The organism is Sphaerisporangium cinnabarinum (assembly GCF_055567015.1).
Map to the genome: position 1 here is coordinate 87,791 of NZ_JBVHRG010000007.1, position 22,518 is coordinate 110,308.

General features: G+C 72.1%; 13 protein-coding genes. 11 read left to right on the forward strand and 2 right to left on the reverse strand.

From position 1 onward, the window contains the following. Positions 1-3: 3 nt before the first annotated feature. Both ACZ4MO_RS11720 and ACZ4MO_RS11725 read left to right on the forward strand, forming a co-directional pair. Positions 4-1,044 carry a DUF3027 domain-containing protein gene (locus tag ACZ4MO_RS11720; RefSeq protein WP_499278941.1) on the forward strand — a complete coding sequence of 347 codons (1,041 nt, stop codon included), beginning with the start codon at positions 4-6 and terminating at the stop codon, positions 1,042-1,044. Next, complete coding sequence (locus ACZ4MO_RS11725; RefSeq protein ID WP_186810433.1) at positions 1,041-4,229, forward strand: sacsin N-terminal ATP-binding-like domain-containing protein; 3,189 nt, start codon at positions 1,041-1,043, stop codon at positions 4,227-4,229. Before ACZ4MO_RS11720 ends, ACZ4MO_RS11725 begins: the two co-directional genes overlap by 4 nt. On the opposite strand, the gene ACZ4MO_RS11730 is transcribed toward ACZ4MO_RS11725, so the two are convergent. Beyond that, positions 4,205-4,468: a DUF2530 domain-containing protein gene (locus ACZ4MO_RS11730; RefSeq protein ID WP_108049455.1), complete on the reverse strand. Its 264-nt coding sequence runs from the start codon at positions 4,466-4,468 to the stop codon at positions 4,205-4,207. The two genes, ACZ4MO_RS11725 and ACZ4MO_RS11730, sit on opposite strands and share 25 nt — an antisense overlap. Positions 4,469-4,916: 448 nt before the next feature. Between ACZ4MO_RS11730 and ACZ4MO_RS11735 the strand changes: the two genes are divergently transcribed. The 9 genes from ACZ4MO_RS11735 (at position 4,917) to ACZ4MO_RS11775 (ending at position 21,094) form a co-directional block, all read left to right on the forward strand. Continuing rightward, complete coding sequence (locus ACZ4MO_RS11735; protein ID WP_175008984.1) at positions 4,917-6,431, forward strand: exopolysaccharide biosynthesis polyprenyl glycosylphosphotransferase; 1,515 nt, start codon at positions 4,917-4,919, stop codon at positions 6,429-6,431. A 40-nt stretch (positions 6,432-6,471) separates the two neighbouring features. Further along, positions 6,472-7,203, forward strand: coding sequence for a hypothetical protein (locus ACZ4MO_RS11740; protein ID WP_499278943.1), 732 nt, complete (start codon positions 6,472-6,474; stop codon positions 7,201-7,203). 85 nt (positions 7,204-7,288) lie between these two features. Then, complete coding sequence (locus ACZ4MO_RS11745) at positions 7,289-8,764, forward strand: NCS2 family permease (protein WP_074808173.1); 1,476 nt, start codon at positions 7,289-7,291, stop codon at positions 8,762-8,764. Positions 8,765-8,773: 9 nt separating this feature from the next. Next, positions 8,774-10,156 carry a mannose-6-phosphate isomerase, class I gene (manA, locus tag ACZ4MO_RS11750; protein ID WP_175008982.1) on the forward strand — a complete coding sequence of 461 codons (1,383 nt, stop codon included), beginning with the start codon at positions 8,774-8,776 and terminating at the stop codon, positions 10,154-10,156. Between the two features lie 255 nt (positions 10,157-10,411). Then, a complete protein-coding gene (locus ACZ4MO_RS11755; RefSeq protein ID WP_342779580.1) occupies positions 10,412-12,166 on the forward strand; it encodes a glycosyltransferase family protein in 1,755 nt (584 codons plus the stop codon). An 8-nt stretch (positions 12,167-12,174) separates the two neighbouring features. Continuing rightward, positions 12,175-13,425 carry a UDP-N-acetyl-D-mannosamine dehydrogenase gene (gene wecC / locus ACZ4MO_RS11760; RefSeq protein WP_175008980.1) on the forward strand — a complete coding sequence of 417 codons (1,251 nt, stop codon included), beginning with the start codon at positions 12,175-12,177 and terminating at the stop codon, positions 13,423-13,425. Further along, positions 13,422-17,090, forward strand: coding sequence for a glycosyltransferase (locus tag ACZ4MO_RS11765; RefSeq protein ID WP_175008979.1), 3,669 nt, complete (start codon positions 13,422-13,424; stop codon positions 17,088-17,090). Before wecC ends, ACZ4MO_RS11765 begins: the two co-directional genes overlap by 4 nt. A 121-nt stretch (positions 17,091-17,211) precedes the next feature. Then, a complete protein-coding gene (locus tag ACZ4MO_RS11770) occupies positions 17,212-19,215 on the forward strand; it encodes a DUF6270 domain-containing protein (protein ID WP_175008978.1) in 2,004 nt (667 codons plus the stop codon). A gap of 22 nt (positions 19,216-19,237) precedes the next feature. Beyond that, entirely contained in the window at positions 19,238-21,094 is a 1,857-nt protein-coding gene (locus ACZ4MO_RS11775; RefSeq protein ID WP_175008977.1) for a hypothetical protein, read from the forward strand. Positions 21,095-21,233: 139 nt separating this feature from the next. On the opposite strand, the gene ACZ4MO_RS11780 is transcribed toward ACZ4MO_RS11775, so the two are convergent. Then, the gene (locus ACZ4MO_RS11780; RefSeq protein WP_186810432.1) at positions 21,234-22,511 is read right to left on the reverse strand and encodes a hypothetical protein; all 1,278 of its coding nucleotides are present in this window, start codon (positions 22,509-22,511) and stop codon (positions 21,234-21,236) included. Positions 22,512-22,518 lie beyond the last annotated feature (7 nt).

Below are 22,518 nucleotides of genomic sequence, written 5' to 3' on the forward strand. Positions count from 1 at the left end.
GCCGTGGCAGCCGCAGAGGAGCGCGTCCGAGGAGTCTCCGCGCGCGCGGCGCGGGACGCCGTGCTCACGGGCGCGGTCGAGCTCGCGCGCGCCGCGGCGCAGGAGGTGGCCGAGAGCCCGGAGGACGTGGGCGAGCACCTCGGCACGGTCGCCGAGGCGGACCGCCTCATCTCCCACCGGTTCGCGTGCACGATGCGCGGCTACCGCGGCTGGCACTGGACGGTCACGCTCGCGCGCGTGCCGCGCGGCCGGACGGCCACGGTGTGCGAGGTCGAGCTGCTGCCCGGTGACGGTGCGCTGCTCGCGCCGTCGTGGCTCCCGTGGTCCGAGCGCCTGCGCCCGGGCGACGTGGGCCCAGGCGACGTGCTGCCCTTCCGCGCCGACGACCCGCGCCTCGAGCCCGGCTACGTGCCCACGGGCGACGAGGAGCAGGACGCCGTCGCGATCGAGGAGCTCGCGCTCGCGCGTGCCCGCGTGCTGTCGCCGCAGGGCCGCGACGAGGCCGCGGAGCGCTGGTACCGCGGGTCGCGCGGCCCGACGACGCGCGGTGCCGTGGCCGCCGCGGCCGACTGCGGGTCGTGCGGCTTCCTCGTGCCGCTCCAGGGCAGCCTCGGCCAGGTCTTCGGCGTGTGCGCGAACGAGTGGTCGCCGGACGACGGCAAGGTCGTGAGCCTCGACCACGGCTGCGGCGCGCACTCGGAGACGGACGTCGAGCCGCAGCGCAGCGAGTGGCCGGACCCGGACCCGCTCGTCGACGAGCTGCACGTCGAGATCGTCACGCTCCTCGAGTCCGCGGTCGCCCGGAAGGAGGCGGCCCGGGACGGGGCCGCGCCGACGGAGACCGCCCCGGACGAGACCGCCCAGGAGGCGACGGTTCCGGCGGCGCAGGACGAGCCGACGCCGGTGACCGACGTCCCGACGTCGGTCACCACCGCGCCGGAGGCCGCCGTGGCCGGTGAGCCGGCCGACGGGGAGACCGCGCCCGATCCCGACGCCGCGCCGGATGCCGTCGTCGACGCCGCGCCGGACGAGCCGCGGGAGTGACGCGGGACGTCTTCGGGACGGCCGCGCTGCGTCGTGCGGTCCTGGAGGCGTGGCGGTCCTCGCCGACGCGCCTGCGTGAGGACGCGAACACCGAGGAGGACCACGCCCACGGGTCGTACCGGGGGCGGGTCGTCGTCGAGCTCGCGCAGAACGCGGCCGACGCCGCCGCCCGCGCGGGCGTCCCCGGTCGGCTCCGGCTGAGCCTCCACGCGCCGTCCGACCTCGGCGGGCGCTGGGTGCTGCGCGCGGCCAACACGGGCGAACCCCTCGACGCGGCGGGCGTCGCGTCGCTCGTCGCGATGCGGGCCTCGGCCACGGGCCGGGGCGCGGGTGCAGCCGGTGGCCCGCGCACGGTCGGGCGTTTCGGGGTCGGCTTCGCGGCGGTCCGCTCGGTCGCGGACCGCGTACGCGTCGGCGCGGGAGACCGCGCCGTCGAGCTCTCGCTCGACCGCACGCGCGCCGCGCTCGACGACGTGCTGTCGGACCGCCCGGACCTCGCCGCCGAGGTCGCGGGCCGCGGAGACCGGCTCCCGGTGCTGCGGCTGCCCTTCCCGGCACGCGTCGAGGTGCCGCCGGGGTACGACACGGTGGTCGAGGTCGAGCTGCGCGACGACGCGGCGCTCGACGCCGTGCGGGCCGAGCTCGCGGACGTCGGCGACCCGCTGCTGCTCGCGCTGCCCGCGCTCACGGAGGTCGTCGTGGCCGGCGACGGCGTCGTGGAGCGCCGGGTCGCGGACGTCGACGAGCGCTGGACGGTGCTGCGACGCGAGGGGACGCTCGACCCTGCGCTCCTCGCGGACCGTCCCGTCGAGGAGCGTGGCGCCGACCGCTGGTCCGTCACCTGGGCGCTGCCCCACGACGCGGCGGCTCCGACCGTGCTGCACGCCCCCACCCCGACGGACGAGCGGCTCACGTTCCCGGCGCTGCTCCTCGCGACGTTCCCGCTCGACCCGGCGCGCCGGCACGTCCCGCGGGGCGCCGTGACCGACCACGTCGCGCACGAGGCGGGTCGCGCGTACGCGGCGCTCCTCGGGTCGCTCGCGGCCGACCGCGGCGCCGACGTGCTCGGGCTCGTGCCGACCGGGCTGCCGACGAGCGCGGTCGACGAGGCGGTCCGCGCGGCGGCGACGACGGCCCTGGCCCGCACGCCGCTCCTCCCGCTCGACCTGCCGCCCGATCAGCCCGACCTCGCGCGGGACGACCCGTGGGGGGACCTGCCGAGCCTCGCGGAGCACGACGAGCCCGACGAGCACGGCGCGCCGCACCGGGACGGGCGGCGGCTCCTCGCGCCCGCCGAGGCGCGCGTCCTCGCCGGGGACGTGGGCGACGCGCGCGTGCGTGCCGAGCTCGGGGTGGCGCACCTCGTCGACGTGCCGGGACCGCTGCGCGCGGTCGCGCGGTCGCTCGGGGCGCAGCACGTCGATCTCGCCGACGTCCTGGACGACCTCCCTCTCGTCGCCGACCCCGCGCGCTGGCGGGCGCTGTACGACGCCCTCGCCCCGCACGCAGGGGACCGGTCGGTGCTCGAGGCGCTGGGCGCGCTCCCGGTCCCGCTGCTCGGCGGGCAGGTCGTGCGCGGGGCGCGCGGCCTGCTGCTCCTCGACGACGGCCCGGACGACGGCACGGCCGACGGCACGGACGGCGGCACGGACGGCGGGACGCTCGACGCGCGGGACGCCGCCGACCTCGGTCTCCGCGTCGTCGACCCGCGGGCGGCGCACCCGCTGCTCGAACGGCTGGGCGCACGGGCGACGGACCTGCGCGCGGTGCTCGCCGACGGCGCGGTGCGCGAGCGCGTGCTGGCCGCCGCCGACGCCGCGGAGGCGGACGACGACCCCGCCCCCGAGGTCGAGCGGCTGCTCGCGCTGGTCGCCGCCGCGCTGCGCGACGTGCGGGACCCCGGCGACGCCCTGCCGTTCTGGTGGGGCGAGCTCCCGGTCCCGACGACGGGCGGCGGCTGGTCGCCCGCGCGCGGCTGCGCACTGCCGGGGACCTGGGCGGCGGACGCGCTCGACGGGCTCGACGTCGTCGACCCGGGGGTCGTCGCGCGCTGGGGCGAGCCGGTGCTGCGCGCGGTGGGCGCGGCGGCGGGGCCGACCGTGCTGCGGGTGCGCGACGTCCTCACGCCCACGTCGGACGACGACGAGCCCGACCTGGACCCGCACGCGCCCGAGGGCTGGCTCTCCGACTGGGCCGGGTACCTCGAGCACCTCGCGGCGACGCTCGGCCCCGAGGCGTACGTGGGGGACGTGCTCGCCGTCGCGGACCTGGACGCGGTGGCCGAACACGCGTGGCCCGACGTGCTCGCCCGGCTCGCGGGCGATCCCGCGGCGCGGGAGGCGCTGCTCACGCCTGTGCGCGCGGAGGGCGGGCGCGCGACGGCGGCGCGCTCGTACACGGCGTGGTGGCTGCGCGAGGAGCTCGGCGGGCCGTTCGCGCTCGACGGCGGCCCGGCCGCCGCGTTCCTGCGTCCGGCACCGCCCGAGGTGGCGGGGCTCGACGACGCGTCGCTCGCCGCCGTCGGGGGTGTGCACGACCTCGCCGAGCTCGACCCGGAGGAGTGGGCCGACCTGCTCGACGGGCTGCCCCCGGTCGGATCACGGGTCGACGCCCGGGCGGCGCTGGCCCTGTGGCGCGCCCTGGAGACGCTGGCCGGGCGCGGGCTGCGGCTCGACCCGCCCCCCGCGCGGGTGCCCGCGCTGCACGGCGGGGCGGTCGTCGTCGCGCCGGCCGAGGACGTCGCGGTGGCCCCGGACCCGATGTGGGCGCCGCTGCGCCCGCTCGTGCCCGCCGGACGGGACCTGGTCGAGGACGTCGCGGACCTGCTCGACGTCGCGACGGTCACCGGTACCGCTCCGGCGCCGGACGCCGCCGGGCACCGCGAGGACGTCCCGGCCGAGGTGGTGGCCGTCGTCGGTGCGCCCCTGCCACGCACCTGGGAACGGCACGACGACCTCCGCGTCGACGGGGTCGCGGTCCCGTGGTGGGTCGAGGGTCGTGGGGGAGCGGGCGTCGTCGTGCACGCGACCGGCCCGGCAGGGCTCGCGGCGGCACTCGCCGTGGTCGCGGGACGTCACGGCGCACGGCACGTGCTCGAAGAGGTGCTCCGCGACCCGCGCGGGGCGCAGGGCACGGTGGCGCGGACGGCCTGGGACGCCCCTCAGTCGTCGGCGGACGCGCGGTAGCGGGTCCGGTTCCGCCGCTCCCAGACGAGGCCGAGAGCGCCGAGCGCGAGGCCGACGGCGCACGTCGCGACCGCGCGGGGCGCGAGCGTCCCGGTGGCGAGCAGGACGGCGCACACGACGAGCGCAACCGTCCAGAGCGCCATGCCGGCGAGGATGACGACGCGCAGGTCGACCCGCCAGGGCGCCGGGTCGGGGCGCCGGCGTTCGGGGTGGAGGAGGAGGGTCACGACCGAGGGCACCCGAGCATCGTAGCGACGGGCCGCTCTTTTCACCCCCACGGCGCGTCACACGCGTGACCTGCGTCTCTTCTCCTTCTGGTGTGAGCACACGTCCGGAGCACCCGCAACCGCGCGCTACGATGCAAGCGGCCCGCCACGCTCTCCCGCTCGTGGTCGCCCGTCCAGCTCGAACCGCCCCGGTCTGTGGGTGGGAACTCCCTCACGCCTTCTCCGTACGCTGCGTCGCGTGCTGCGGAACGCCAGACCTGGACACCTGTCCAGTGAATTCCTCCGCGACATGCAGTCGACGTGAGAACCGCAGGATCCTGCGGCTCGGGACCTTCCGGACAGCGGTCGTCCGGAACGCCTTCTCACCCGGGTGAAAGCCCTCGTCAACCCTCGTTATCGCACTTTCTCGAACCTAGGATGAGTCGCCATGCAGGGTGTGGAGCCGACCGGAGGTGGACGCATGTCCCACAGCGTCACCGACGACACGAGACGAGGTCTGCGCACCCTTCTCACCGCGTCGCCCGCGGCACGCATCCGTGCCGCACGGGCCGCGTTCGCCGCGCAGGGCTGGGAGGTCGCGTACCGCCGTCGGCTGCTCGTCACCGACACGGTCGTGATCGTCGTGGCCGTGCTGGTCGCCTACTTCCTGCGCTGGGACGCCGTGATCGACGAGCCCGTGAGCCGGGCCCGTGTCCCCTACGTGGTGCTGTCCGTGCTCGTGGGCGTGGCCTGGTCGGTGTCCCTCGTGGCCAGCCGGACGCGCGACCCTCGCGTCATGGGCAGCGGGCCCACGGAGTACCACCGGGTGTTCGACGCGTCGTGGCGCCTCTTCGCGGTGCTCGCCGTCCTCGCCTTCCTGCTCCGCTTCCCGGAGACGCGGGGCTACCTCGCGTTCGCCTTCCCGCTCGGTCTCGCCGGGCTGCTCGCGGGCCGGTACGCCTGGCGCCAGTGGCTGCACCGTCAGCGCGCCCACGGCGGCATGCGGTCCGCGGTGCTCGCGATCGGGCACCGCGACCAGGCCGAGCGCCTCATCCGCGACCTCAACTCCCGCGACGAGTCGGGCTACCGCGTCGTCGGCGTGTGCGTCCCGTCGGGCGGGTTCGGCGCGGGGGAGGAGATCCACGGCGTGCCGGTCCTCGGCGAGCTCCGGCACGCGGGCGAGGTCGCGACCCGCGTGGGCGCGGACGTCGTCGCGGTCTCCGGCTCGGACGCCATCACGGCCGAGGTCGTGCGCCGCCTGGGCTGGGAGCTCGAGCCGTACGGCGTCGACCTCATGCTCACGGCGGAGCTCGCGGACGTCGCCGGCCCCCGCATCACCATCACGCCCGCCGAGAGCGTCTCGCTCCTGCACGTGGACGCGCCCCGCTTCACGGGGCCGAAGTTCGCCGTGAAGTCGGTCGTGGACTGGACGGGCGCGGCCGTCATCACGCTCGTCGCGCTGCCCGTGCTCGTCGCGGTCGCGCTCGCCGTCATGCTCACGAGCCGCGGTCCCGTCCTCTACCGCCAGGAGCGCGTCGGCCGCAACGGGCGCACGTTCTCGATGTACAAGTTCCGCTCGATGCGCGTGGGCGCCGACCGCGAGGTCGAGCACCTCGAGGAGCAGAACGACGGCTCGGGCCTCCTGTTCAAGATGCGCGACGACCCCCGCGTGACGCCCGTCGGCCGGGTGCTGCGCCGCTACTCGCTCGACGAGCTTCCGCAGCTCTTCAACGTCCTGCGCGGTGACATGAGCCTCGTCGGCCCGCGGCCCCCGCTGCCGCGCGAGGTGCAGAAGTACGAGAAGAAGGTCCGCCGTCGGCTCCTGGTCAAGCCCGGTCTCACGGGTCTGTGGCAGGTCGGTGGCCGGTCGGACCTGTCGTGGGAGGAGAGCGTCCGCCTCGACGTGTACTACGTGGAGAACTGGACGATGTTCGGCGACTTCCTCATCCTCGCGCGCACGGCGCGCGCGGTGTTCTCCGGCTCCGGGGCCTACTGAGGCCCGCCGGGATGTCGGGGCGGGCAGGAGGAGGTGCGTCGTGCGGGTCTCGGTCTCGGGAGGCGGTCGGCGCGGCGTCCTGCACGCGGCCTGCCTCGCCGCCGCCGGGCACGAGGTCGTGCTCCTCGACCCGGACCCGCGCGCGCTCGCCGCGCTCCGCGCTGGGCCGAGGACCGCTGAGCCGCGGCTGCCCCGGCTCCTCACGCTCGGCCTCGTGAGCGGGCGCCTGCGCCCGACGACCGACCGCACGGCCGTGGCCGGGGCGCGTGTGCACCTGCTCTGCGTCGGCGCCGGGTCCGCGCCCGACGCCGGGGGTGCGGCGCGCGTCGCGACGCTGCGGGACGCGCTCGACGGCCTCGCCCCGCACCTCGGCCCGGGCGACCTCGTCGTCGGGCGCGCCCGCGTCCCCGCGGGCACCGCCGAGCTGCTCGCAGCGTGCCTCGCCGCGGACGGCGTCCCCGCCACGGTCGCCTGGGTGCCGGACGAGCACCGGCCGGGCCACGCCGTCGTCGACCTGCTGCACCCGGCCCGGGTCGTGCACGGCGTCCCCGCCGGCCCGGCCGGGGAGCGGGCGAGCGCGATCCTCGACGTGCTGCACGCGGTCCCGCTCGCCTCGGGCGCGCCGCGCAGCGTCACCGACCTCGCGACGGCCGAGTCCCTCGGGCACGGTCACGGCGCACCCCGCGCGCACGACGACGGCGCGGCACCCGGGGCGGCGGACGTGGCGTCGAGCACACCCCGGGCGGCGCTCGACGCCGTCGGCGCGGCCTGACGTGCGCGGACGACCCCGACGGGCGATGCCCGACCGTGTCCGGCGCGTTACCGCGCGGTCACACGGTTCTGGCAGCATTCTCCCCATGTCCACCCCCACCTCCGTCCGTGAGGACGAGCACGCCCCCGCGCCTGCGCGCGGCGCGATCGACCGCTTCTTCAAGATCACCGAGCGCGGCTCGACGATCGGCACCGAGATCCGCGGCGGTCTCGTGACGTTCTTCGCGATGGCCTACATCATCGTGCTGAACCCGCTGATCATCGGGACCGTCCAGGACGGCACGGGCCAGTTCCTCGGCGGGGGTGCCGAGCCCGACTTCGGCAAGATCGCCGCGGCCACCGCGCTCGTCGCGGGCGTCATGACGCTCGCCATGGGCGTCTTCGCGAACTTCCCGCTCGGTCTCGCGGCCGGCCTCGGCCTCAACGCGGTGGTCGCGTACTCGATCGCGTCGCTGCCCGGGGTCACGTGGGCGGACGCGATGGGCCTCGTCGTCATCGAGGGCCTCATCATCCTCGTGCTCGTGCTGACCGGGTTCCGCGAGGCCGTCTTCCGGGCGGTGCCGCTCGAGCTGAAGACCGCCATCAGCGTCGGCATCGGCCTGTTCATCGCGCTCATCGGCCTCGTCAACGCGGGCTTCGTCACCGCGGGCAGCGGCACGCTCCTCGCGCTCGGCAACCTCGGCACGTGGCCGATCCTCGTGTTCGTCGTGGGCCTCGTGCTGACGATCGTGCTGTGGGTCCGCAAGGTCAAGGGCGCCCTGCTCGTCGCGATCCTCACGGCGACCGTGCTCGCCGTCGTGCTGGAGAACACGCTCCACATCGGTGCGAAGGCCCCCGACGGCTCGAACCCGGACGGCTTCAACCTCAACGCGCCCACGTTCGACGGCGTCGTGCAGGTCCCGGACTTCGGCCTCCTCGGCCAGTTCTCGCTCCTGGGCTCGTTCCAGAACATCGCGACCGTCACCGTGATCCTGCTGGTGTTCTCGCTCCTGCTCGCGGACTTCTTCGACTCGATGGGCACGATGGTCGCCGTCGGCGCCGAGGCGCGCCTCAACGACGCCGAGGGCGTCCCGCCGCGCTCGCGCGCGATCCTCGTCGTCGACTCGATCGCCGCCGCGGCCGGTGGTGCCGGGTCCGTGTCGTCGAACACGAGCTTCGTCGAGTCGACGACGGGTGCCGGCGAGGGTGCCCGCACGGGCCTCGCGTCGGTCGTCACGGGGATCGCGTTCCTGCTCGCGACCTTCCTGTCGCCGCTCGTCGCGCTCGTGCCCTACGAGGCCGCGGCGCCCGCGCTCGTCTTCGTCGGGTTCCTCATGATGACGCAGATCGCCGGCATCTCCTGGAAGAACGTCGAGATCGGCATCCCCGCGTTCCTCACGATCATCGTCATGCCGTTCACGTACTCGATCGCGGACGGCATCGGGGCGGGCTTCCTCGCTTTCGTGCTCATCAAGCTCGCGCTCGGCAAGGTCCGGGCGATCCACCCGCTGATGTGGGTCGCGGCGGCGATGTTCGTCGTGTACTTCCTCCTCGGCCCCATCCGGGACGCCCTGGGCCTCTAGGCTCGGCCCATGACGAGCGCGGCGGACGAGCGGTCGGGGGAGGCGTCGGTGGACGACGCCCTCCCCGGCGCTCGTCCGCCCGCGTTCTACCGCCTGGAGAACACCGTCCAGCGGTACGACTGGGGCTCGACGTCGGCGATCCAGGACCTCCTGGGGGTGGCACCGGACGGTCGTCCGGCGGCCGAGCTGTGGATGGGGGCGCACCCGCTCGCGCCGTCGCGCGTCGTGCCCGACGGCGCCGCCCACCCGGGCGGGACGGCGGACCCGGGCGCGGCGACGGCGTCGGGCACGACGCTCGCGGACCTGGTGCGCGCGGACCCGGCGGGGGTGCTGGGCCAGCGCGTGCTCGACCAGTACGGGCCCCGGCTGCCGTACCTCCTCAAGGTGCTCGCGGCCGAGCGCGCGCTCTCGCTCCAGGTCCACCCGCACCCGCACCGCGCCCGCGAGGGGTTCAACCGCGAGAACCGGGAGGGCGTGGCGCGCGACTCGCCGCTGCGCAGCTTCCACGACGACCAGCACAAGCCCGAGATGGTCGTGGCGGTCTCCCGCTTCGAGGGCCTCTCCGGATTCCGCCGGCCCGCGCGCATCCTCGAGCTGCTCGACGGGCTCGACGGCGCGCTCGCCGGACGGATGCGTGACACCCTGCGCACCCGCCCCACCGAGGCGGGCGTCCGCGAGGCGTTCACCCTCGCGCTCCACGCCCGCGCGGAGCCCGACGTCGCGGCCGACCTCGCGCTGACCGTCGCGTCCGTGCGGGCCCGCGCCGAGCGCGAGCCGGCGGTGCCCGCGCCGGGCGGCCGACGCACGTCGCGCCGCGCCGACGCGACCGTCCTCGCGCTCGCGGAGCAGCACCCGGGTGACCCGGGCGCCGTCGTGTCGCTCATGCTCAACCGCGTCACGCTGGAGCCCGGTGAGTCGATGTTCGTCCCCTCGGGGCACGTGCACGCGTACCTGTCCGGGTGCGCCGTCGAGATCATGGCGAGCTCCGACAACGTCCTGCGGGCCGGGCTGACGAGCAAGCTCGTCGACGTCGACGCCCTGCTCGAGTGCGCCACGTGCACACCGGGCCCCGCCGCGCGCCCGCGCCTGGTCGACGACGGCAGCGGCCTCGTCGCCTACCGCCCGCCCGTCGCGGAGTTCGCGCTCCGGGCAGGCCGCGTCGCCGGAGCGGTGGCCCTGCCCGCCGCCGGCCCGCGCGTCGTGCTGTGCCTCGACGGCGCGGTGGCGCTCACGGCCGCGCCCCGGGCGGACGCCGGTGCCGAGCGCCGCGCGGACGCCGAGGCCGAGCCCGGGACGCGGCTCGTGCGGGGGGAGTCCGTGTTCGTCCCGCACGGCACCGGGGCCGTCGTCGTGGACGGGGAGGGCGACGTCGTCGTCGCGTACGTGCCCTGACCGGCGCCTCGGACCGGTGCTCCCGCAGTACCGGCACAGCGGTACTATGTGCGCGGCCGGAGTACGACGTGAGCGCCGGCTGCGAACGGACGAGACGGTGGCATGGACGCACGGGGGGGCTCTCGCCTCGATGACGCACGCAGAGCCTTCTGGCACCTTCGCCGGGGCGGTTTGTCTCAGTTCCGCACCTATGTTCGTCGACGCGGCGTGCCGCGGCTCGCGGGTTCCTCGGGGGCGAGCCGTTCCGACCACGGGGTGACCTTCGAGCCCTGGACGGTCTCGGACCGTCCGGCTGCCCGCCCCGACCTGCGCGTCGGTGTCGTCCTCGACGACTTCTCCCGGCTCGCCCTCGGGTTCGAGTGGGACCAGGTCGTCCTCACCCCGACGTCGTGGCGCGACGAGCTCGACCGCGAGCGCGACGGTCGTCCCGGGCTGGACCTGCTGTTCGTCGAGTCCGCGTGGAACGGGAACGGGGGCGCCTGGCAGTACCACCTCACCGGGACGTCGGCCCCGCGTCCGGCGTTCGTCGAGCTCGTCGCCGCGTGCCGCGAGCGCGGCGTGCCCACGGTCTTCTGGAACAAGGAGGACCCGGCGCACTTCGAGGACTTCCTCGACGCGGCGGCGCTGTTCGACCACGTGTACACGACCGACGTCGGGCGGGTGGACGCGTACCGCGAGCGGCTGGGCCACGACCGCGTGGGGGTCCTGGCGTTCGGGGCGCAGCCCGCGATCCACAACCCCGCGCGCGCGCACGGCGACGGGCCCTCGGGCGACGTCGCGTTCGGCGGCATGTACTTCGCGCACAAGTACCCGGAGCGTCGGGCGCAGATGGACCTGCTGCTCGGCGCGGCCGTCGACGTCTCGCCGCGCATGCAGCACGGTCTCGAGATCTTCTCCCGGTTCCGGGGCGGGGACGAGAGGTACCAGTTCCCGGAGCCGTTCGGCTCGCGCGTCGTCGGGTCGCTCGACTACGACCGCATGCTCACCGCGTACCGCGAGTACAAGGTGTTCCTCAACGTGAGCTCGGTCGTCGACTCGCCGAGCATGTGCGCGCGCCGTGTCTTCGAGATCACGGCGTGCGGCACGCCCGTGGTGACGACGCCGAGCGCGGCGGTCGGCGAGTTCTTCCCGCCCGACGAGGTGTTCGTCGTCGGGGAGCGCGCCGAGGCCGCGCACACGATCCGTGCGCTCGTCCGCTCGCGCGAGCTGCGCGACCGCGCCACGCACCGGGGGCAGCGGCGGATCTGGCGCGAGCACACGTACGGGGCGCGGGTCCAGCGCGTGCTGCACGACGTCGGGCTGGCCGGCTCGGCGACGGTCGCTCGCCCGAGCGTCTCTGCCCTGGTCTCGACCAACCGCCCGGGCCAGCTCGACCACGTGCTGCGGACCGTCGGCGCGCAGCGCGACGTGGACGTGCAGCTCGCGCTCCTCACGCACGGGTTCGCCGTGGACGAGGCGGACGTGCGGCTGCGCGCCAAGGAGGCCGGGGTCGAGGACCTCGTCCTCCTCACGGCAGGTGAGGACGTGCCGCTGGGGGAGTGCCTCAACCGCCTCGTCGCGGCGTCGGACGGCGACGTCGTCGCGAAGATGGACGACGACGACCTGTACGGCGAGCACTACCTGTCCGACCAGCTCGACGCCCTGGCCTACTCCGGTGCCGACGTGGTGGGCAAGCAGGCCCACTACCTGTACGTGGCGTCGCTCGACGCGACGCTGCTGCGCTTCGCTGACTGGGAGCACCGGTACACGGACTTCGTCATGGGCCCGACGATCGTCGCGACCCGCGGTCTCGCCGAGCGGGTGCCGTTCGCGTCCGTCGGCCGGGGCGAGGACACCGGGTTCCTCCGGTCGGCGATCGACGCCGGGGCGCGGGTCTTCTCCGCCGACCGGTACAACTTCGTCCAGGTGCGCTCGGGCGCGGCACACACGTGGGACGTGTCCGACGCCGAGCTGCTCGCGAGCGGTGAGGTCCAGTTCTACGGGCGTGCCGACCGGCATGCCCTGATCTAAGGGGAAACATGAGCAGCACCAGCGTGTGCGTCGTCGGGCTCGGCTACATCGGGCTCCCGACCGCAGCGATCCTCGCGTCGAACGGCGTGGAGGTCATCGGGGTCGACATCAACGAGCGCACCGTCGAGGCGGTGAACCGTGGCGACGTGCCCTTCGTGGAGCCCGACCTCGCGACCTACGTCGCCGGCGCCGTCACCCAGGGCACGCTGCGTGCGACGACGAAGCCCGAGCCGGCCGACGCCTTCATCGTCGCCGTGCCGACCCCGTTCACCGACGGGCACAAGCCGGACCTCTCCTACATCCGGGCCGCGGCCGAGGCGATCGCGCCGCACCTGTCCGCCGAGGCCCTCGTGATCCTCGAGTCGACGTCCCCGCCCCAGGCGACGCAGCAGATGGCGGAGTGGATCCTCGCGGCGCGCCCCGACCTGTCGCTCGACGGGTCCGAGGGACGCGCGCGCATCCACGTGGCGCACTGCCCCGAGCGCGTGCTCCCGGGCCGGGTCATGATCGAGCTCGTCACGAACGACCGCATCGTCGGCGGGCTGACGGCAGACGCCGCCGAGCGGGCCAAGGAGCTCTACCAGGTCTTCTGCCAGGGCGAGATCCTGCTCACCGACGCGGTCACCGCCGAGATGGCGAAGCTCGTGGAGAACTCGTACCGCGACGTCAACATCGCGTTCGCCAACGAGCTCTCCCTCATCTCCGCCGACCTCGGCATCGACGTGTGGGAGCTGATCCGCCTCGCCAACCACCACCCGCGCGTGAACATCCTTCAGCCCGGCCCGGGCGTGGGCGGCCACTGCATCGCGGTCGACCCGTGGTTCATCGTCGACGCGGCGCCCGAGCGAGCACAGCTCATCCGGACGGCGCGCGAGGTCAACGACGCCAAGCCCGAGTACGTGATCTCCCGGGTCAAGGCGCACGCCGACCGGTTCAAGGCGCCGCGCATCGCGGTGCTCGGCCTGGCCTTCAAGCCGGACATCGACGACCTCCGCGAGTCGCCCGCGCTCGCGATCACGACCCGCCTGGCCGACGAGATCGAGGGCGCGACGATCTACGCGGTCGAACCGCACATCCTTGAGCTGCCGCGCGTCCTCGCGGACCGACCTGACGTCCGGCTGACGAACCTCAACAGCGCCGTCGACGACGCCGACATCGTCCTGGTGCTCGTCGACCACACCGAGTTCAAGCAGGCGGACCGCAAGCCGCTCCGTCTGCGGGAGAAGATCGTCATCGATACCAAGGGGGTCTGGAGGTGATTCGCAGCGAGGACACGGAGCTCGAGCCCGAGCTCCGCCGACTTCGTACGAAGCTCCGCACGGCCAACGAAAAGTACCGGCGGGCGATGCAGGTCGAGAAGAAGCTCAAGCGGAGGGCTGCGGAGCTCGAGCAGGCTCTGCAGTGTGCCGAGGAAGAGCTCCGCGTACGACGCCAGTACGAGAGTGAGGTCGTCTCGGAGCTGCTGAGAGCAGTGAAGGCGCTCGCGAAGCTGAGGTCGAGCCGGCCGGTGAAGATGGCTCGGGCCACCCGGAACGCCGCGCGCGGCCCCGGTGCGCTCCTCGGTCTGCCAGTCGCGATCCTGCGAATCCTGCGGGACCGGGGCGACTCGGACGACTCTGCGCGGGCGGTCGCGAAGGTGCAACGCCACGCGGAGGCACACCGTGAGCGGCTGGAGGCCGTTCGTGCAGCATCGCGGCTCGCTGAGGCAGCTCCCGACGCCGGTGAGGTCGCTCTCCCTAGGAATTCCGCCCTCAGAGCGCTGAGAAGCGGCTCGCGACCGCGTGTCGCCATGATCGTCGACGACTTCACCCGGATGTCTCTCGAGCCGGAGTGCGAGGCCATCCATCTAACGCCTGACCGCTGGCGCGAGGAGCTGGAGAGCGGGCAGCCCCACCTCCTCTTCGTCGAGTCCGCGTGGCGCGGGATCGACAACGTGTGGGAGAACCGGGTCGGGCACATGCCGCGGGAGCTCGCCGGGATACTGGAGTGGTGCCGTACCCACGGCACGCCGACCGTGTTCTGGAACAAGGAAGACCCTGTTCACTTCTCGACGTTCCTCAACGTCGCGTCGCGCTTCGATCACATCTTCACAACGGACATCGACTCGATCCCCGCCTACAAGCACGCCGTCGGGCACGACCGCGTGTGGTTGATGCCTTTCGCCTGCCAGCCCGCGATCCACAACCCGGTCGCCACCGTCGAGCGGCAGGCGGCCATCATGTTCGCCGGGGCGTTCTACCGCAGGTATCCCGAACGGAACCAAGATTTCGAGTCGATGGTCGACGAGCTCGCGCCCGCCTACGCCATCGACATCTATGACCGGAACTTCGGCTCGGACCTCGAGGACTACCGGTTCCCGGACCGCTACGCCGAGCACATCCGCGGCACGCTCGCCCCGGGCGACGTCCCCGATGCTTACAAGAGGTATCGCTTCGGTCTGAACATGAACTCCGTGAAGCAGTCGACGACTATGTTCGCTCGACGCGTCTTCGAGCTCATGGGTTCAGGGACGCTCGTCCTGGGGAACTACTCGCGCGGCGTTCGGACGTTGTTCGGCGACCTCACGATCGCCGTGGACGACGGGGGCAGCGCGAGAGAGCTGATCGATCGCCTCAGCGAGCTGGACGTCCGCAAGAAGCGCCACGCCGCGCTGCGCAAGGTCCTGGGCGAGCACACCTATGCAGACAGGTTCTCCTACCTACGTTCCAGGATCACCGGTGACCGCTTCGAGGCGTACGCGCCGAGCGTGGCGGTCCTCGTCGATGCACGCGGAGCAGACGAGCCGGAGAGCCTCGCGGCGGACCTGGTCGCGCAGCAGGGCGTGCACGCGACGGCGTTCCTGTGGAGGGGCAGCGACCTGCAGCCATTTCGCCTCGGCGCCGTCGAGGAGCACGCGAGTACGCGCACGGGTGCGCCGGAGAGCATCGGCCGTCTTCGACGACGCTTCGACTACGTCACGGTGTGGCGACCCGGCGACTACCACGGTCCTTACCTGCTCCGCGACCTGACTCTCGCGCATCGATACACCGCCGCGGAGGCGGTTGGTATCGACGGCGGGTTCGAGCTCGTCGCCGACGAGGTCGTCGAGAGGCCCGGCGCTCGCTACCGAATCGTCGGACCAGGCGCTCTTCGTGCGGCTGTCGTGAGTACGGCGGCACTCAGCGATCAGATGGGGTTCGCCGACCTGGTCGAGGGGTGGGACTTCGTCGCGGACGGGCTCGCCGTCGAGCCGTTCGGCTACTGCCGTGGCGCGCGCGGCGCGGACGTCTCGGATGCGGTCGAAGCCTCGCCGGGCGACGAAGGGCTGTCGATGACAGAGCTCTACGCGGCGGCCGAAGCACTGGGGGCGCAGTCCGAGGCGCGGTCACGAGGTGTCGACGCCGAGGAGGACATCGTCTCGGGGTTCGGAGGGTTCCGGCGTTCCGCCGTACGCACCGATGCCGAGGGCTCGAGCGTGGTGATCGAGTCGACTCTCGAGGTCGGCACGCACGACTATCTGTTCTCTCGGTCGGAGCACGAGACTGCGACGCTCGTTCAGGGTGACCAGCTGAAGCTGTACGTAGAGTGCACGCCTGGGCTCAACGTGCAGATCGCGGTGATCTACTACGACGCGGCCGAGAAGAGGATCGGCTCGTCGGTCCACTTCGCGAATCAGAACGCCGTCAGCACGCCGCCCGTCGGCGCGCGGACGCTGCGGGTCGCGCTCCGGGTGGCGGGTGAGGGTACGGCCCAGCTGCGAAGCGTGGAGTTCGACCACCGGTCGGAAGCCCCGGCCTTCATGCCGCTGCGGGGCGACGCCCTTCTGCTGACGAATGTGTACCCGTCGAGAGACGACCGCTATCGGAACGGGTTCGTGCACTCACGCGTGCTGGCATACGCCCGCGCCGGTGTCGGTGTCGACGTCCTAGCGGTGCAACCCGGGCAGACCTATCGGACCTACGAGCACGAGGGCGTCGACGTCGCCGTCGGTTCCCCCGAGGTCCTCGACATGGCCTTGCGCTCGCGTGCTGACAACGTGATCCTCATCCACTTCCTGGACTCCGCCATGTGGAAGTCCGTTCGCACGCACCACCGGGGCCGACGCGTCGTCGTGTGGTTGCACGGCGCTGAGGTGCAGCCATGGTGGCGTAGGTCGTACAACTACCAGAGCGACCACGAGCTCGATGCGGCGAAGCGTGCGTCGGAGGCGCGCATCGCGTTCTGGCGCGAGGTCTTCGAGGACACCGCGGTCGACGTCCACTTCGTCTTCGTGTCGCAGTACTTCGCGGACGAGGTGATGGAGGACGTCGGCGTGACGCTCCGCTCATCGCGCTACAGCATCGTGCACAATCCCGTCGACACGGACCTCTTCGCCTTCACGCAGAAGGAGGAGGACGCGCGGCTCAAGGTGTTGTCGATCCGGCCGTTCGCCTCCCCCAAGTACGCGAACGACCTGAGCGTCGCGGCGGTCGACCTCCTCCGAGGAGAACCAGAGTTCGAGAACATGCACTTCTGCTTCGTGGGTGACGGCCCCTTGTTCGACGCGACCCTGGAGCCGATACGAGGTCTTGCGAACGTGCGGGTGGAGCGACGCTTCCTGTCGCACGACGAGATCGCGCGAATGCACCGGCAGTACGGCGTCTTCCTGGTCCCGACCCGCATGGACGCCCAAGGAGTGTCTCGGGACGAGGCGATGTCGTCTGGGCTGGTACCTGTGACGTCGCGCGTTGCCGCAGTACCTGAGTTCGTCGACTCGGAGTCGGGCATGCTGTGCGATCCGGAGAGCGCAGAGTCGTTGGCGGCGGCACTGCTCCGGCTGGCGCGCGACCCGGGTCTTTTCATGCGGCTCTCCCGCGGTGCCGCGGAACGGGTGAGATCCCAGGTCGACAAGTCGCTGGTGCTGCAGTCCGAGCTGAACCTCATCGGCAAGACCGGAGCGCGATAGTGGAGCGGCCTCCCGAGTCCGTGCTTCGTCCCAGCGCGCGGATGCGGCTCGAGCGCGGCTCGATCCAGCGCGTCAACTCCGTCGTTCCCCGAGGTCTCGGGCTGATTGCAGGGGCATCGTGATGAACCAGAGAGCCGTCCGCCTCACCATCATCGGCAGCTGCGTGACGAGGGATGCTTTCGATCTCAGCTCGGACCGACGATGGGAGCTGAGCGCGTACTACGCCCGTTCGGGGCTCGCGAGCGCGATGTCGGATGTGGAGTATGCGGGGGTCGACCTCACGGGCATCGAATCGGCGTTTCAACGGCGCATGGTCGAGCAAGACCTAGGAAAGAGCCTCGCAAGCTACCTCGCGGAGGACACCTCGGACCTCGTCGTCTACGACCCCATCGACGAACGATTCGACCTCGCGGTCCATCCGGTGAGCGGTGCGGTCTGCACGCTCTCCGCCGAGCTCTCGCGAGCCGCGCACGTGCCCGTCTCACGGACGATCCCCTCCGGCTCCGATGAGTTCTACGTCCTGTGGGAGCAGGGGTGGGTGCGCCTGTTGGCCACGCTCGACGCGCGCGGTCGGCGCGCGCACCTGCGTGTCAACGCCGCGAAGTGGGCCACGACGCTCGACGACGGATCAGAGTTCCCGGCCATGTACGCACCCGACCGCATCCGGCGGGCTAACGAGTTCTTGGACCGCCTCTACAGCAGGATGAGCGAGGACATCTCCGCGGACCAGTTCGTCTCGTTCAGTGCCAAGGACGCCGGTGTAGCGGCGAGCGACCACAAGTGGGGGAGGTCACCGTTCCACTACCAGGACGCGTTCTACGATCATCTACGATCGGCGCTCGTCAGGAGCCTCGGCTCCTCGTCGTCGGCGGACCTCGACGTCCTTGCGACCTTCCACGCCCGGTCCGGTGAGGACCGCCGGTTCGTCTTCGACGTCCGGCCGGAGCACGCGACCGGAGACGTGCTCGTCGCAGAGTTTCGTCTCTCTGGGTGGGCTGACGTGTCGTACGTTGGTCTCGGGTACATGATCGAGGGCGCGTACTACCGGATCCTTCTCGCGCCCGTCGAGCAGGGAACGTGGATCCGTGTCGCTGTCCCGCGGGCGGTGCTGAAGGCTCCCGACGCCGCGATCGACTCCACGGGCGACGTCGATGCGGTCCGGTTCTACGTCAGTGGTCGAGCGGCCAGCAGTACGGCGGTCCTGGAAGTGAGGACCGCTGACCTCGCAGAGTATCGGGCCGAGCGCACGGCCTCCCGAAGCGGCGAGACCCTTTGGATCGAGGGCTGGCACTCGCGCTATCAGCTGCCGATCGCTGAGACGTCGTCGGTTGCTGCCTTCAACCCGATCCCGGGACTCGTTGCTCTGTACCCCGTCGTGGCCGACAGCCTGACGCTGTGGGCGGCCGCGGGGATCAGGACGAGCGAGCGCCTGACCGTAGGTTTCCACGGAGCGGCCGATCGCGGCACCACGGAGTACCCCTACTTCGAGCGGATGGCGTCTCGAAAGGACAGCCCGTGGTCGTTCGTGCTCTTCTCCGACCCCACGCTCACGATGGACCCGGAGCTGAGTCTTGGCTGGTTCCTGGGGACAGCGGAGCACGACCTGGTGGACGTCATCCAGCTGGTGGTGGAGAAGGTCGCCGCCGTGTCAGGGGCGCGATCGACCGCCATCACCGGCGGGAGCGGCGGCGGATTCGCCGCTCTCCAGCTCGCTGCGCGAATGCCGAGGTCGATCGCCGTCGTCTTCGCCCCGCAGACGGTCCTGTCGCGATATGAGACGCAGGACTGGGCCAGTGCCGCGCGGGTGGTGTTCGGCTCGACGGACGTAGAGTCAGACCCGACCGTTCTCCGGCGGGTATCGGCCGTGGAGAGGTATCGCGCTGGTACCGAGAATCTCGTCGACTACGTCATCAACCGTCACGATCATCACCACGTCGCGGAACATTGCGCCCCGTTCGCAGCGGTGTTCGGCCTGTCGCCGGAGGGCGGGGAGTCTGTCGATCGTCGAGTGCGCATCGTGCCCGTGGACCTCGGTCCCGGGCACGTCCCGGCCTCGAGGGAGCAGTTCGAATCGGCGCTCGCTTCCGCCTTCACGAGAGCGGAGGGGTACCTTGCGCGCTCCTGAGGCACAGGCGGGCCGTCGTACGGTGCCGTTCGTCCCGCTCGCGGCCCCGATGCTCGATTTCGCCGTGATCTCCTTGGCTCCGCACCGGGCCGGTCTCCTGGCACCGGAGCCCTTCACCGATGGAACGTTGTATCTCGAGCCGGTAGGGGATGCGAAGGACGGCCTGTGGCTGGCTTCCTCTGCGCCGGCGCGCGTGCACCGGTGGCCCGGCGGTGCCTGTGGCGTGTCCGGGCTCGGCATGCTCAACGACGGTCTCTTCATGGCGCGGGCTCCGGCGCGCCCGGAGCAGATCGAAGCGCTCAGCCCTGACCAGGGCCAGTACAGCCGCTTCGTTATCCGCGACGGCGAGGCCACGGTGCAGACCGACGTCTTCGGCTTCGGGACCGTCTTCGAGTACGCCTGGGACGGCGTCGCCATCGTCAGCAACCGCGCGCACATGGTCTCGATCCTGTTGGCCGCCCTGGGGCGTCCGCCCAAGCCTGACTGGGTCTACGTGACGGCTTCGTTGTTCAGCGAGCACGGCTTCTTCGCGCAGCAGAATGCGCTGAGCCGTACAGCCGTGGAGGGCGTGCGCCCCTCCGAAGCGACCAACACGTTGCTGGTGAGCGCGGGGCAGCTGGTCCGCCGACAGCACCCCGATGCCGGGTTGCTGACGAGCAGCGACTCCTACGGCACCTCGCTGGAACTCGGCGTCGAGCAGATCGTCTCCTCGGTCCGCGCTGCCGTCACCTGCGAGTCTGTCGAGCAGACGGTCGTCGACGTCACCGCGGGCAAGGACAGTCGTCTCGTGCTGGGGGCGCTCCTCGGGTCTACGGGATGGAAGGACCGCGTCTCGTTCAACACGCTCGGCGCCGAGTCGAGCCCCGACGTGCGGATCGCGTCGACGTTGGTCGACCTCGTCGGAGGGCGGTTCTACACCGGGCACGACGAGAGCGTGCTGCGGCCCGTCACGCTCGAGTGGAACACCGACTTCTGGCTCAGCTACTACGCCGGGGAGTATCACCGCTTCGGCGCGGCCTCTCACAGCCCGCTCGGGGCGAACAGAACAGAGCTGGGCGTCGGGGGAGCCTGCGGCGAGCTGTTCCGTGGTTTCTGGACGGAGGTCGTCCAGGACCACATCCAGACGTCCGCCACGGCTGCCGAGCTCGCCACCCGCCTGGTGTCGGCGGCGTCGCAGCCCGAGTGGCGCTCGCACGCCTACCTGGATGCTGTCGCCGACGATCTCGCGGCCGACCTCGAGAGAGGTGCTGGAGAGACGCTGGAGGACATGGTGGAGGACCACTACCTACGCCATCGAAATAGGTCGCACTGTGGCATGCGCGGTTTCACCCTCGTCCACGAGCGCGCGGTGTGGTATCCGCTGTTGTCCAGCAACTTGTTCGCTGCGGCGCGCAGCCTCGACCATGGCGAGCGATCCAGCAATCGCGTCATCTTCGACGTGCTCGCCCGACTTCACCCCGCGCTCGTGGATGTGCCGTTCGGCGGGGGCTACCCCTTCGGGCGGGTGCAGCGGGAGCTCCGGAGCGGCCCGGAGCGGATCGTGCTCAACATCCAGGAGTCTGCGTCGACCGAAGCGTGGTCGGACGCCACGCGGCGTCGTCATGTGCACACGTCACGTCGTCGCCAGGGGCCGCAGAGTCTGGTCTGGGCGGAGATGGCCGGGAGGATTCACCTGCAGGCGACGCGCGCGCTGCAACGCGTCGAGGAGATCGGCTTGTCCGCAGAGGTTGCCGCCGCCCTGCAGCGCCGGATGGATGCGCTCTTCGACGCCTCGGCGCGCCGTGGCTATCAGCTGGCGATGCGCATCCTGGCCATCGATGCGCTGCTGGCGCCACCTCCCTTTGCCGCGGTGCCAGGACCCGGGTTGCGGCAGGACTGATGACCCGGTCACGCCGGACCGCGGCCGGACGCTCGATGAGCGAAGGAGCGAGGCCCCGCGTGCTGCAGCAGCCTCGGCGGGTCCCCGGCCCGGGTCAGCGAGACATCGCCGATCGTGCGGGGACGGGGACGACGACCTTCTAGAGGGTGGGTCGTGACGCGGGGACGTCGTCGCGATCCGTGGCGCCCTGCTCGGGGTCGATCAGCGTGACGACGGTGGATCGCTGGCTGCCGGCGAGATCTCGAACGAAGCACGCCACGCTGTCCACCCCGCCCAGCTCGCGAGGATCGAAGACGAAGTCGGCGTCGGACTCGTACCAGCGCACCTTCGCACGTCGCGTACCGTCCATCGCGTAGTACGCGAAGGTCATTCCCGGGGGGTGCGGGCCCTTCGCCGAGATCCGGATCCCGCTGTGCGTGCGCTCCCAGAAGTACTGGGGCACGTGATCCTCCGCGCTGGGAAGCTCAGGGAAATGTGCGGGATGGTCTCTCTGCAGCTGCTCGAGGCACTCGAGCGGCGTCGATCCCAGTGCCATCAGTGTCAGTGCACGCAGGATCACGTCACGCGGCGGGACGGCGTGACCTTCGCCCCAGGAGCCGAACCCGACCACCGTGCTCCCGTCCGGGTGGTACGCCCTGCCACCATCGAGCGAGAGGCCCAATCGATCGACGAACGGCGCCACGTGCTTGCCGACGTGCCAGTCGCCGGAGTTCTGCAGGTACAGGATGTCCCGGGCGACGTCGGCTCGACCGACGACCGTCTGCTTGTCGGCCGTCCGCAGGAGATCTCGTGCCTCGGCGAGGTCGACGGTTCCACTCTCACGGTCGAATGCGGACTCGACGTACCGGGTTACGTCTCGCGGGTTGTACTCGAGGACATCGGTCTGGGGGTTCCAGCACAGGACGCTGGCGCACCCCTCGAGCCTCTCCGCGATCGCCAGGGCCGCGTAGCCTCCGCCGGAACCGCCCACGAGCAGGAAGCGGCACCCGTACCGTGCGGCGAGCCTCCTGAGCAGACGGGCGATCGCTCCCAGCGCGTCGAACCGGTCGCACCCCAGGTACCACCCGAGTGAGAGCTCAGGGTGGTCCGTGATGGTGGGGTCGGCGATGAGGATCGCAGGGAGGCCCTGCGAGGCAGAGATGGTGTGGCCGGAGAAAAAGGGGCCCGGCCGGTTCGCGCGGTTCGTCACCGCCCCGGCGAAGAACACGGGCACTCGAGCGACCGTGCTGGAGACGCCGAGCGGTGAACCACGGAGCAGCACGTCCACGACTCCATTGTCGGCGACGTGCAACCGGTGGATCCCGTCGGCGGGGTTGCCAGTGATGAACTCGTCCTCGTCCCAGTCCTCGACGTGGACGCCCCACTGCCTGAGGTCCGGCTCGCCGTGGGAGTGCATGGGCGTGTCTCTTGTCGTCACGCCGCTG

What these genes read in the sequence shown, in the direction of transcription:
- ACZ4MO_RS11735 (WP_175008984.1), top strand. Translation starts at nt 4,917, where the DNA reads ATGTCCCACAGCGTCACCGACGACACGAGACGAGGTCTGCGCACCCTT.
- ACZ4MO_RS11745 (WP_074808173.1), top strand. Translation starts at nt 7,289, where the DNA reads ATGTCCACCCCCACCTCCGTCCGTGAGGACGAGCACGCCCCCGCGCCT.
- manA (WP_175008982.1), top strand. Translation starts at nt 8,774, where the DNA reads ATGACGAGCGCGGCGGACGAGCGGTCGGGGGAGGCGTCGGTGGACGAC.
- wecC (WP_175008980.1), top strand. Translation starts at nt 12,175, where the DNA reads ATGAGCAGCACCAGCGTGTGCGTCGTCGGGCTCGGCTACATCGGGCTC.
- ACZ4MO_RS11770 (WP_175008978.1), top strand. Translation starts at nt 17,212, where the DNA reads ATGAACCAGAGAGCCGTCCGCCTCACCATCATCGGCAGCTGCGTGACG.